Genomic DNA, 11,665 nt, shown 5'->3' on the forward strand with positions numbered 1-11,665 from the left:
TCCTTTTAATTTATATTTTCTTTAATGTCTGCTAACATTTTGGCTTCTTCTGCTGTTAATTCGTAATGTTCCAACAAATCTGGTCTACGCTCATAAGTTTTTTTGAGACTTTCATAGAGACGCCATTGACGAATCTTCTCATGGTGCCCACTCATAAGCACTTCTGGAACCACCATCCCACGATAATCATAAGGACGTGTGTACTGAGGATATTCGAGAAGCCCAGATGAGAAGCTATCATCTTGGTGACTGGTTTCCTTCCCAATTACTTCTGGTATCAAGCGAACCGTCGCATCAATCATGGTCATTGCTGCCAGTTCTCCACCAGTTAGAACATAATCACCTAGGGAAATCTCATCTGTTACCAAGGTCTTAATGCGTTCATCATAGCCCTCGTAGTGACCACAGATAAAGATGAGTTCCTCTTCTTGGGCTAAATCTTCAGCATAGGCTTGATCAAACTGCTTACCAGCAGGATCCAAAAGAATCACGCGCGGATTCTTCTTTTCAATAGCATCAAAGGCATCAAAAATCGGTTGCGCTCGTAGCAACATCCCTTGACCCCCGCCATATGGTTCATCATCGACATGCCGGGCCTTTTCAGCATATTCACGAAAATTATGATACTGGATATCTAAAAGCCCTTTTTCACGAGCTTTCCCAACGATGGAATGTTCTAGAGGCGAGAACATCTCTGGAAAGAGGGTTAAAATATCAATCTTCATCGTCTAACCCTTCTAAGAGTTCTACATCCACACGCTTATTAGGAATATCTACATTGAGGACAACTGGTGGGATATAGGGTAAAAGCAGATCCCGTTTTCCCTTACGCTTAACTACCCAGACATCATTGGCACCTGGTTGAAGAATTTCCTTGATGGTTCCAATCAAGTTATCACCCTCGTAGACCTCTAGTCCAATAATCTCGTGATAGTAAAATTCACCCTCATCCAGGTCATTCAGGTTTTCTTCTGCAACCTTCAAACTGTAGCCCTTGTATTTTTCGATATCATTGATGTGATACATATCCTTAAATTTGATGATATCAAAGTTTTTATGCTTACGGTGACTCGCGATAGTCACTGTTTTAACAAATTGATCCTTCTCATCAAATAAGGCAAGCTCTGCACCTTTTTTAAAGCGTTCTTCCGAAAAATCCGTCACAGATAAGACTCTCATCTCACCTTGCAAACCTTGTGTATTGACGATTTTTCCAACGTTAAAATAGTTCATTTGATCTCCTGTAATTTCCTTATCTCCATTTTCTTCTTACAATTTTTTAATAATATCTACAATTTTTTCTGATTCAGACCACTGTAAATAATGATGACTTCCACCTAGAATAAGTCTAGTCTTAGAAATCCAATATTCTGATTCTCTGTACTCTTTTTCTCTATAAGCCTGACAAAAAATAAATACAGGGATGCGATCCGTTATTGACACATCCTCAAAATCTTCCTTGGTGATCTCAACAGATACATGAAAGCCCGGAACTTGAGATTCCAACTCTGAGCCTTTTTCTTGCATTAATTCCCATATCTTTTTATTAATTTCAGGGCTAAAGGTGGTTTGAGTTAAGTTCTTAAAATAAAGTTCAGGACCGAATTCTTCAATCAGTCTCATTTGCTTTTCCATTTCTGGATAAGGATTCTTTGAAAAATCAGCAAACATTACTTTTTTAGTTGTCGGTTCAATCGCCACTAAAGCTTGACAATTAAAATCTTTGTTCATCAATTTGCAAGCTAAGATTCCACTCAAGCTATGAACACAAAGTACATAATCAGAAATATTTAGTTTTTTAAGAATTTCATAAACTGCATCTACCAGATTGTCCAGATTTTTTCCAGCTAGGTTCTGAATCGAACTCCTACCTGTGTTTGGAAAATCAATTGTCAAATAACCAATTGTGGGAGGAAGTTTTTCAAGTATAAGTGAAAAATTTTCATAACTTGGTAGCAAACCTGCTCCATTTAGACAAACTAGCACTTTCTTTTGCTTTTGATAAGTAACAAAGAGACTGCCAATTTCTGTAGATACTTCAAACCTCTTCATAAAGAAACCACTCATTCTATACAATGATTTATTATATACCCTTATCCTTTATTTTATCACGTTCCAGGGATTTTCACAAGTTGGAGAAAAAGCTAGTTCTGACCTTCGGCTTCTAAATATCCTTCCAAATCTCGTTCATGCTGATATTTGATAGCTGCCTTTTTGTCTTTTTCAAAAATGGTCTTGGTTAGATCAATGTCGTTGATGGCTGCAATTGCAACGGTGTAGTGAATGATATCAGCCAGTTCTTTTGCAAGTTCCTCGTTAGAATCATGAACCCCTTCTTTTCGACCAGAGCGTCCATTTAAAACCTCAGCGACTTCTCCAACTTCCTCCACTAGCTTAATAAAAAGACCTTCCTCAGTCCGAGACTGCTGGTAATGTTCGAGTAAGTAGTCTTGTAATTGTCTAAACGTTAAATCCTTCATATCCTGCTCCTTACAAAAAAAAGCGAGACAATCCGTCCCGCTTTTCTTATTTTTCGTCAATAACGATTCTTACTTTTTTGTCTTCAGTTGGGACAGAGTAGACAATCGTTCTTATCGCAGAGATAGTGCGACCCTTACGACCAATCACACGACCCACATCGCTTTGGTCAAGATCCAAATGATACTCCAAAAATTCTGGTGTATCTTCAATCTTGATAGTTAAGGCATCTGGTTGTGAAATCAAAGGTTTCACAATTGCAATAATGAGATTTTCAATCGTATCCATCTGTCAACCTACTTTAGAATTATTTAGAGAATTTAGAATCGTGGAATTTCTTCAATACGCCTTCTTTTGAAAGGATGTTACGTACTGTATCTGAAGGTTGAGCTCCATCAGCCAACCATGCAAGAACGCGGTCTTCTTTCAAAGTTACTTGGTTTTCAGCAACAAGTGGGTTGTAAGTTCCAACTGTTTCGATGAAACGTCCGTCACGTGGTGAACGTGAATCTGCTACGTTAATACGGTAGAAAGGTTTTTTCTTAGAACCCATACGAGTCAAACGGATTTTTACTGCCATTTTTAATATCTCTTTTCTTTTATTTTTTAGTTCGGTGAAATAGCTAAGCTATTTAGCACATGTTCTATTATAGCAGATTTCTGGATGGTGTCAAGAAAAAAACTTGACAGAGTTTAAAATTTTTAAATTTTTTAGACTAATAGGGATAAATTAGAAAGAAAAAATTAACTTCTACACCTACAAAGCTTATTCTGACAGACTTTATAACAGTCTAAGAAAAAAAGTAGAGATTCATACAGTATCTAGATTTTCCAAAAATTCTTTATCATCAAATATTATTAACGAAACTATCCAAACCAAATCAGATGCATTGCTTCAAAGAATTCTTTAGTTGTTTGACTAGCGAGGTCTTTAATTAAAAAATTTTTTCAAATAATTACCACATTGACACATAAAATTCTTGCTTTCTAAATTTAAGTGTGATATATTTATAACATAACATTTAAATGTTATATATTTATAACACAAAAAGGAGTCTATCATGAAAAAAAGTCAAAAAATGCTTGGCCTCATTGCAATGATTGCCGTAGCTCTCTTTATTGATTTTATTGTTTTATTTGGTTCTAATCTTAGTTGGGGACCCAAGTTAGTTATTACTGGTATTTCAGTGCCAGGTCAAATTGTAGCTATTTGGAGCTGGCTACATAAGAGTCAGAAAGGTAAGAGAAAGATTATTTTTGACTTGTCTGCTAAGCTTTACACGATACTTGTGTCTGCAGCAAGCATTTTTTATACAGTAGGGATTTGGGTTTCGACCCCAAGCGAAAGTTCTGGTATTAAAGAATGGATTTTGGGAATTGGCCTCGTTATTGAAGTGATTGTATTTGGTTTTTTCTGTTTGAAAAATGTCAAGGAAACTCCGGACGAACGCTTTTATGCTAATTTAGCCAAGACAGCTAGCTTGATGTTTGTTTTTATACTAGGCGCACTGATGATTCTAGCAGTTATCATTGGGTATATAGGGTCTCTCACTCTTCACATGGGCCAGATCTTTATTAGCATAGCAGCCTTGATTTTCATCTTTGCGGTTGTCTATTTTATCTTGGAACGGAGAGGATAAGCATGGCCAAAGAAAGCAAGATTATTACTAATCTCAAATCTATTCGTGAGTCCACAGGCATGACCCAGCAGGAGTTAGCCGACCTCATCGGCATGCGACGCGAGACAATTCTGCACTTGGAAAATAACCGTTACAATCCTTCGCTGGAAATGGCTCTTAAAATTGCTCAAGTTTTTGATTTGAAAGTAGAAGACCTCTTTGAACTCAGACAGAAAGAGGAAGCATAATTCTTTTCGAGACCTAGCATTAAGTTCATTGATTAATTAGGAATTAAAGTCGAAAGAAAAATCCTTTGAAAATGTACTCTTAAAATATAGTAATTCTTTCGAATTAACGTTTACTAATTGTGATGCTTTACGAGCTTTCTTAAGATCTGGTTCCTAAATACTTTGAGTACACTTATGGCATTGATGCCTCAAAACAAGCGACTTTCTGGTTGGCTTCCTCTTAAACTGTCTTGTCACTAATATTTGAAATCCACTTTCAATTAGGGTACAATGGTAGAAATGATTTTTGAAAGGATTCCCATGAAAAAAATAGCAACACTTCTATTAATCTCAACTTTTGCCCTTGCTGGATGTAGCAGTATCCAACGTAGTCTGCGGGGGGATGACTATGTAGATTCTAGCTTGGCTGCCGAAGAAAGTTCCAAAGCAGCCGCCCAATCTGCCAAGGATCTCAAGGATGCCTTGACAAATGAAAATGCCAATTTCCCGCAACTATCTAAAGAAGTTGCTGAAGATGAGGCGGAAGTCATTCTCCATACAAGTCAAGGAGATATCCGCATCAAACTCTTTCCAAAGCTAGCTCCGCTTGCGGTTGAAAATTTCCTAACTCATGCTAAGGAAGGCTACTACAATGGCATTACCTTCCACCGAGTGATTGATGGCTTCATGGTCCAGACTGGTGATCCAAAAGGGGATGGTACTGGTGGTGAATCCATCTGGCATGATAAGGACAAGACTAAAGACCAGGGAACTGGTTTCAAGAGCGAAATCTCTCCGTATCTCTATAACATTCGTGGTTCTCTCTCTATGGCCAATACTGGTCAACCAAATTCAAATGGTAGCCAGTTCTTCATCAACCAAAATACGACAGATATTTCTGCCAAACTCCCTACAAGTAGCTATCCAAAGAAAATTATCGAAGCCTACAAAGAAGGTGGAAATCCTAGTCTAGACGGTAAACACCCTGTCTTTGGTCAAGTCATCGACGGTATGGATGTTGTTGACAAGATTGCCAAGGCTGAAAAAGACGAAAAAGACAAACCAACTACTGCTATCACTATTGACAGCATTGAAATTGTTAAGGACTACGATTTCAGTAAAAAATAGGATGACCCTAAAATAAGGAGATGAGACAATGATTTTATTCTGGGGTTCGAAAGGTTACCAAAAGATCTTAGGACATACTCAAACCACTATCGAGTGTGGTCACTGTAACAATACCGACACTTGGGAAATTTCAGAAACTGGACGTAAGTTTACCCTTTACTGGATTCCACTCTTTCCTTACGGAAAAACTTATTTCGTTTCTTGCCCGATTTGTCACTACGGTAAAGAAATCCAAAAATCTGATATTGAAACCTATTTGAATTACTAGCCAAAAAGCCAAGTCACACAGACTTGGCTTTTTACTATTCTAGTTTTACGGAATTCTCTTTTTATGTCAACTCATTGAAATCCCAGATTTGATCCATCCATCCTTCGTAAAAGTCTGGTTCGTGACAAACCATGAGGATAGAACCCTTGTATTCTTTCAGAGCACGTTTGAGTTCGTCCTTGGCATCCACATCCAAGTGGTTGGTAGGTTCGTCAAGAACAAGGACATTATTCTCGCGGTTCATCAAGAGACAGAAACGAACCTTGGCTTGTTCCCCACCTGACAATACTTGGATTTGACTCTCGATATGTTTAGTCGTCAAACCACAACGGGCAAGGGCTGCACGAACTTCGGCTTGATTGAGAGCTGGAAAGGCGTTCCAGACTGCTTCTAGTGGTGTCTGGCGATTGCCACCTTCCACTTCTTGCTCAAAGTAGCCAAGTTCTAGGTAGTCACCTCGCTCAACCTCCCCAGCAATTGGAGGAATGATTCCCAAAAGACTCTTCAAGAGAGTTGTTTTCCCGATACCGTTGGCACCGATGATAGCGACCTTTTGATTGCGCTCAAAGGTAAGATTCAATGGTTTAGTGAGGGGACGGTCGTAACCAATCTGCAAGTCCTTGGCTTGGAAGATAAAGCGTCCAGGTGTACGAGCTGGTTTAAAATCAAAGGAAGGTTTTGGTTTCTCGCTTTGAAGTTCGATGATATCCATCTTATCCAATTTCTTCTGGCGGGACATGGCCATGTTTCGTGTTGCAACACGCGCCTTGTTTCGAGCCACAAAATCCTTGAGGTCAGCAATTTCTTTCTGTTGACGTTCATAGGCTGCCTCTAGTTGCGATTTCTTCATGGCATAGACTTCTTGGAACTGGTAGTAATCTCCAGAGTAGCGAGTCAACTGTTGATTTTCTACATGATAGACGATATTGATCACATCGTTTAGGAAAGGAATATCGTGAGAGATAAGAACAAAGGCATTTTCATAGTTCTGTAGATAGCGCTTGAGCCAGTCAATATGCTCAGCATCCAAATAGTTGGTAGGCTCATCCAAAAGCAAGATATCTGGTTTTTCAAGGAGGAGTTTGGCTAAAAGTACCTTGGTTCTTTGTCCACCTGACAAGGCTGTAACGTCTGTATCCATACCATAATCCATAACACCAAGAGCACGAGCAACTTCATCAATCTTAGCATCCAAGGTATAGAAGTCACGACTTTCCAAACGGTCTTGAAGTTCGCCAACTTCTTCCATCAATGCATCAATATCAGCTCCCTCTTCTGCCATTTCCATGTAGAGTTCATTGATACGTGCTTCTGCCTTAAATAACTCATCAAAAGCAGTACGAAGGACATCACGCACGGTTTGGCCTTCTTTTAACACAGCGTGCTGGTCAAGGTAGCCTGCTGTCACATATTTAGACCATTCCACCTTACCTTCATCAGGTAACATTTTACCAGTTACGATGCTCATGAAGGTTGATTTTCCTTCACCGTTAGCACCAACTAATCCGATGTGTTCACCTTTAAGGAGACGGAAGGACACGTCTTCAAAAATCGCACGGTCACCAAAACCGTGACTCAAATTTTTAACTTCTAAGATACTCATTTTAATTCCTTATCTTGTGTTTATGTAATAGTTTATAGAGGATCCAAGCTAGGTAGCCACCCAAAGTGTTGGTCCACAAATCATCAATCTCAAAGACCCGATTAAAATCAAAGAAAAAGTCTAAAGCTAGCTGTGTACACTCGATTCCCAAACTCAATAAAAAGCTAAACAAAATCACTTTCTTCGTTTTTCTTAATTTAGTATTGAGATAGAGAAGCTGGAAAATCAATGGAAAAAGCAAGAGGATATTTAAGGTATTCTGCAAAAAAATCCAAAATAGCTGAAAAAGGCTGGTTACTTCACCCAGTTTCCAAAAGGAGTTAAAAGGCGTCAAAAGAAAAACCAGGCGTCCAAAAGTTTGAATACCTGGAGTTTCCACTCCTGTAGGAAGTTGAGGTTGGGGAGTAAAACAAAAACAGACGATACAAAGACTGTATAAAAGCACTCCCAAGCTTAGTAATGTTTTTCGATTCATCTTATGGATTTACTTCAGCTACTGCTTTTTGACGATCACGCTTCATGGTATTTGAACGCAACTGTCCACAAGCCGCATCGATATCTGTACCATGTTCCTGGCGAACGACACAGTTGACACCTTTTTTCTTGAGTGTATCATAGAAGGCCATGACACGCTCTTTAGGGCTTCGGCTATACTGGTCATGCTCACTAACTGGGTTGTAAGGAATCAAATTAACATATGACAATTTCTTGATATTCTTGAGCAATTCTGCCAACTCAAGTGCTTGTTCTACTCCATCATTGACTTCATTTAGCATGATATACTCAAAAGTTACACGGCGGTTGGTTGTTTCGATGTAATACTCGATAGCTGCAAAGAGTTTTTCAATCGGAAAGGCACGGTTAATCTTCATAATGCTTGAACGCAGTTCATTGTTTGGAGCATGAAGAGAAACAGCAAGGTTAACCTGTACTCCTTCATTGGCAAAATCACGAATCTTGTGAGCCAAACCTGAAGTTGATACGGTGATATGGCGAGCACCGATAGCCATCCCCTTATCGTCATTGATGGTACGGATAAAGTTCAAGACATTATTGTAGTTATCAAAAGGTTCTCCAATACCCATAACAACGATATGGCTTACACGTTCATCTTGTCCACGTTCATCAAAATATTTTTGGACCAACATAATCTGCGCAACGATTTCCCCGTTATTAAGGTCACGTTGCTTCTTGATCAAACCTGATGCACAGAAGGTACAACCGATATTGCATCCTACCTGAGTTGTTACACAGACTGACAAACCATAGTGCTGACGCATCAGCACTGTCTCAATCAACATCCCATCTGGCAACTCAAAGAGATACTTCACAGTACCATCAGCTGATTCTTGAACGATGCGTTGTTTCAAAGGATTGACTACAAATTGATCATTGAGTTTGGCAATCAAATCCTTAGACAAGTTGGTCATTTCCTCAAATGATTGGACACGTTTACGGTAAAGCCACTCCCAGATTTGGTCGGCACGGAATTTCTTTTCTCCCTGCTCCAAGACCCACTCTTGCATGCCTTGACGTGTTAAACTATAAATCGACGGTTTCATGTTTTCTCCTTATTCTCTAATCTTTCTTACGGATGACGAAATGACGTTGCCCCTTGTCTTCTTTCTGAGATTTCTGTTCTTTTGAACGGCGTCTATTTTTCTTATCCGTATGATTTTTTTTCTTACTTTGAGAAGTCTTTTTCCCTTTGCGAGAGTCCTTTTCTTCCTCTTTTTTGCGCATCTTTTGGTCAAATGGTGCTCGTTTAGGAGCTTCATTTTCTAGAACAAAATAGGCACAACCATAGCTACAATACTCTAGTAGGTAGTCTTGCAAGCGACTAATTTTTTCTAAAGACTCTTCAGCTCGTTCATTCTTATAAAATCCCCGTAAGCGTAACTGCTCATTACTCCAGTCTCCTACGATATAATCAAACTTTGTTAATACTTCTGAAAAGCGTTGAGTAAAAGCTGTTGCATCAAAAGCATCCTTGCTATTTTCAACTAGAGTAAAAACAAAATCTTCAGCTTCCACTCTGTTTCCAGTCAGTTGAAATTCGGGACCAGGGAATTTATTGTAATTATATAATTCGGGTGCAATTTCTTTACGCATAATCTTCCTTTTTCAACGATTACTTAATACTCTATTCTACCATATTTTCGCCACATTTTCACCTTTAGTATTAAAATGAAAAAAGTCTGACGATTTAAGATTCTCTATCTAAAAACTCGACTTTCGTAGACAAGAAAAAACTGGGGCTTCCCAGTTTTGAGTGATTATAGGTAAAGTAATTTGAAAAGTGCTACTGCTGCAATACCAGCTGCAATCGGTGCAACTACTGGTACCCAAGCATACCACCATTTTGAATCACCCTTGTATTGACCAAGGATTGATTTTGGAAGGAAGGCATGAAGGAGACGTGGTCCAAAGTCACGAGCTGGGTTCAAACCAGGTCCTGTAGGTCCTCCAAGTGAAGTAACCAAAGCCATTACTAGGAAACCAAGTGCCAAGTGACCAACAGCAAGTCCTGATGCTGTATGAGGCGCTACTTGAGCTTTAATTGCCAAATCAGAGAAGTCAACATTTTGACCAGCTTGAGTTGCCATTTGTTTCATGTATTGGAGGACTTCAGCTCCAAAGAAGTTCTTTGTCATACCAAGTGCTGCAAAGAAGAGAACGAATGAACCAACAAACTCGTTGATAAAACCGTTAACTGTTGCTGCAAAGCGTGATTCTTTTGTTCCGTGGTCGATACTTGAAATTGTTGAGAAAGTTCCCAAGATATTGTTTGCTTTTTCAGTTTGCAAGTAGTAAGGACGGTGAGTTGCAACAACCAAGGCTTGTCCGAAGATTGCTCCCAAAACTTGAGCAACGATGTATGGTGCTACTTGTGCCCAAGGGAAAAGTCCGCTAACTGCTAGACCAAGAGTGAAGGCTGGGTTGATGTGGTTACCAGAAACATTACCAAACATCAAGGCAGGGATCATAACCCCCATACCGTAACCAACAGCGATAACGAGCCAGCCACTTTGGTGACCTTTCGTACCTTTAAGTTCAACGTTGGCAACTGCACCATTTCCCAAGATAATTAAGATGGCTGTTCCCAAAAATTCAGTGGCATATTTGACTGCCCATGCAAAATCCATTGATAGATTCTCCTTAATATTTTTTAGACAATCCCTATTCTATCAATTTTTAAGCCTTTTAGCAACAGATATTCTAAAAGAATACTGCGGGAAAACGCTTTTATTTTAGTTCTTAAAAAAAGACCTAACAAACCTAGTTTGTTAAGTCAAAATTTTGATTATTCTTGACGCTGACCAAAGTCCTTAATCATCTTATCCATTTCTTCACGACTTGGTGTCGTTAGCATATAGAGAAAGTCTCCTTGCAATTCAGCAAAGGCTGCAGGCATGATTTTCTTGACCTTAAATTGCTGACCGTATTTGGCGAGCAAGTCTTCTTCTGAATAAACATAGTTGGCATTGGCGCGACGAGATGTTGCCAAGCAGTACAGGGGCTCGAATTGTGAAGCAGGGAATGGCTCACCCGCAACGATCGCTGCATAGCCCTTGTACAAATCAAAAGAATGGGCATAGTTATAAACATCAATGGTGAACCCACCTGCTGGACGGTTATTGTACTCAATGGCAATATAATCATCACCTTCACGGAAGAACTCGATATGGAAGAAACGTTCTTTCATGCCAAATTCTTTAACGATTGCCTCACCATACTTGCGCAATTTTGGATCCATATCTTTAAGAACATAATAAGAATTGTCCATCTTGTAAATCATAAGATCAAGCGGTGTATGGGCATAGTCAAAGGTCGTAGAAAAGACGATATTTCCATCTCTATCTACCAAACCATCGAAGGTACAGATTTCACTAGAAGTAACAAATTTTTCAAAGAAATAAACGGTTGAATGATCCCACTCTGCCTTGAAATGATGGATATCCTCTTCTGTTTCAAGCTTGAAGGTTGCTGCCGCTCCCACTCCATTGTCAGGTTTGGCAATCATCGGAAGGCCAATTTCTTTCACAGCTTTGTCAACATCTGCATCTGTTTCAATGACAGCACCTGGAACCACTGGAACTCCAGCTTTTTTGAAGAGTTTCTTCATTTCAGACTTGAACTTGGTCTTTTTGAGGTCGTCTGGTTTGGCACCAAAGACATTAAATTGTTCACGAAGAGCAGCATCCAACTCTAGCCAGTATTCATTATGAGATTCGATGCGGTCAATTGGACCATGCTTATAAAAGAGAAAGGCAACTGCACGTTTAACTTCATCAATATTTTCAAGATTATCAACACGGAAATACTCAGTCAAGCTATTGCG

At 39.2% G+C, this 11,665-nt stretch carries 16 protein-coding genes; 4 read left to right on the plus strand and 12 right to left on the minus strand.

Annotated features, from left to right (window positions below; all coding sequences use genetic code 11):
• Positions 1-5 precede the first annotated feature (5 nt).
• From trmD to rpsP, 6 genes are all read right to left on the minus strand, one after another.
• Positions 6-725: a tRNA (guanosine(37)-N1)-methyltransferase TrmD gene (trmD, locus tag ADH31_RS04195; protein WP_049509145.1), complete on the minus strand. Its 720-nt coding sequence runs from the start codon at positions 723-725 to the stop codon at positions 6-8.
• Positions 715-1,233, minus strand: a complete 519-nt coding sequence (gene rimM, locus ADH31_RS04200; protein WP_049509146.1) for a ribosome maturation factor RimM — start codon at positions 1,231-1,233, stop codon at positions 715-717. The genes trmD and rimM overlap by 11 nt, the downstream gene beginning before the upstream one ends.
• Positions 1,234-1,269: 36 nt before the next feature.
• Positions 1,270-2,052: an alpha/beta fold hydrolase gene (locus tag ADH31_RS04205; RefSeq protein ID WP_049509147.1), complete on the minus strand. Its 783-nt coding sequence runs from the start codon at positions 2,050-2,052 to the stop codon at positions 1,270-1,272.
• A gap of 92 nt (positions 2,053-2,144) precedes the next feature.
• On the minus strand, positions 2,145-2,480 hold the full coding sequence (locus ADH31_RS04210; protein ID WP_049509148.1) for a MazG nucleotide pyrophosphohydrolase domain-containing protein: 336 nt from the start codon (positions 2,478-2,480) through the stop codon (positions 2,145-2,147).
• A gap of 46 nt (positions 2,481-2,526) precedes the next feature.
• Positions 2,527-2,766 carry an RNA-binding protein KphA gene (gene kphA / locus ADH31_RS04215; protein WP_000379617.1) on the minus strand — a complete coding sequence of 80 codons (240 nt, stop codon included), beginning with the start codon at positions 2,764-2,766 and terminating at the stop codon, positions 2,527-2,529.
• 19 nt (positions 2,767-2,785) lie between these two features.
• Complete coding sequence (rpsP, locus tag ADH31_RS04220) at positions 2,786-3,058, minus strand: 30S ribosomal protein S16 (protein ID WP_000268760.1); 273 nt, start codon at positions 3,056-3,058, stop codon at positions 2,786-2,788.
• A gap of 481 nt (positions 3,059-3,539) precedes the next feature.
• On the opposite strand from rpsP, the gene ADH31_RS04225 reads away from it, so the two are divergent.
• The 4 genes from ADH31_RS04225 to ADH31_RS04240 all read left to right on the plus strand — a co-directional run bounded on the left by ADH31_RS04225 (position 3,540) and on the right by ADH31_RS04240 (position 5,720).
• Complete coding sequence (locus ADH31_RS04225; RefSeq protein ID WP_049509149.1) at positions 3,540-4,118, plus strand: hypothetical protein; 579 nt, start codon at positions 3,540-3,542, stop codon at positions 4,116-4,118.
• Between the two features lie 2 nt (positions 4,119-4,120).
• Complete coding sequence (locus ADH31_RS04230) at positions 4,121-4,345, plus strand: helix-turn-helix transcriptional regulator (RefSeq protein WP_049509150.1); 225 nt, start codon at positions 4,121-4,123, stop codon at positions 4,343-4,345.
• 300 nt (positions 4,346-4,645) lie between these two features.
• Entirely contained in the window at positions 4,646-5,452 is an 807-nt protein-coding gene (locus tag ADH31_RS04235; RefSeq protein ID WP_049509156.1) for a peptidylprolyl isomerase, read from the plus strand.
• Between the two features lie 28 nt (positions 5,453-5,480).
• Positions 5,481-5,720: a zinc-ribbon domain-containing protein gene (locus ADH31_RS04240; RefSeq protein ID WP_000600220.1), complete on the plus strand. Its 240-nt coding sequence runs from the start codon at positions 5,481-5,483 to the stop codon at positions 5,718-5,720.
• A gap of 61 nt (positions 5,721-5,781) precedes the next feature.
• Here the strand turns inward: ADH31_RS04240 and abc-f are convergent, their stop codons facing one another.
• The 6 genes from abc-f to ADH31_RS04270 all read right to left on the minus strand — a co-directional run.
• Positions 5,782-7,323 (minus strand): ribosomal protection-like ABC-F family protein, encoded by a 1,542-nt coding sequence (gene abc-f / locus ADH31_RS04245; protein ID WP_049509151.1) that lies wholly within the window; start codon positions 7,321-7,323, stop codon positions 5,782-5,784.
• A 1-nt stretch (position 7,324) separates the two neighbouring features.
• Entirely contained in the window at positions 7,325-7,798 is a 474-nt protein-coding gene (locus ADH31_RS04250) for a VanZ family protein (protein WP_049509152.1), read from the minus strand.
• A gap of 1 nt (position 7,799) precedes the next feature.
• Complete coding sequence (gene rlmN, locus ADH31_RS04255; RefSeq protein WP_049503002.1) at positions 7,800-8,885, minus strand: 23S rRNA (adenine(2503)-C(2))-methyltransferase RlmN; 1,086 nt, start codon at positions 8,883-8,885, stop codon at positions 7,800-7,802.
• Between the two features lie 16 nt (positions 8,886-8,901).
• On the minus strand, positions 8,902-9,435 hold the full coding sequence (locus tag ADH31_RS04260; RefSeq protein ID WP_045763789.1) for a YutD family protein: 534 nt from the start codon (positions 9,433-9,435) through the stop codon (positions 8,902-8,904).
• A 164-nt stretch (positions 9,436-9,599) separates the two neighbouring features.
• Entirely contained in the window at positions 9,600-10,469 is an 870-nt protein-coding gene (gene gla / locus ADH31_RS04265) for an aquaglyceroporin Gla (protein WP_049509153.1), read from the minus strand.
• A gap of 158 nt (positions 10,470-10,627) precedes the next feature.
• A partial coding sequence (locus ADH31_RS04270) for an ATP-grasp domain-containing protein (RefSeq protein WP_049509154.1) occupies positions 10,628-11,665 on the minus strand: 1,038 nt, incomplete at its 5' end.

Origin of the sequence: Streptococcus pseudopneumoniae, from assembly GCF_001072375.1 — a bacterium.
Taxonomy (GTDB): Bacteria; Bacillota; Bacilli; order Lactobacillales; family Streptococcaceae; genus Streptococcus; species Streptococcus pseudopneumoniae_L.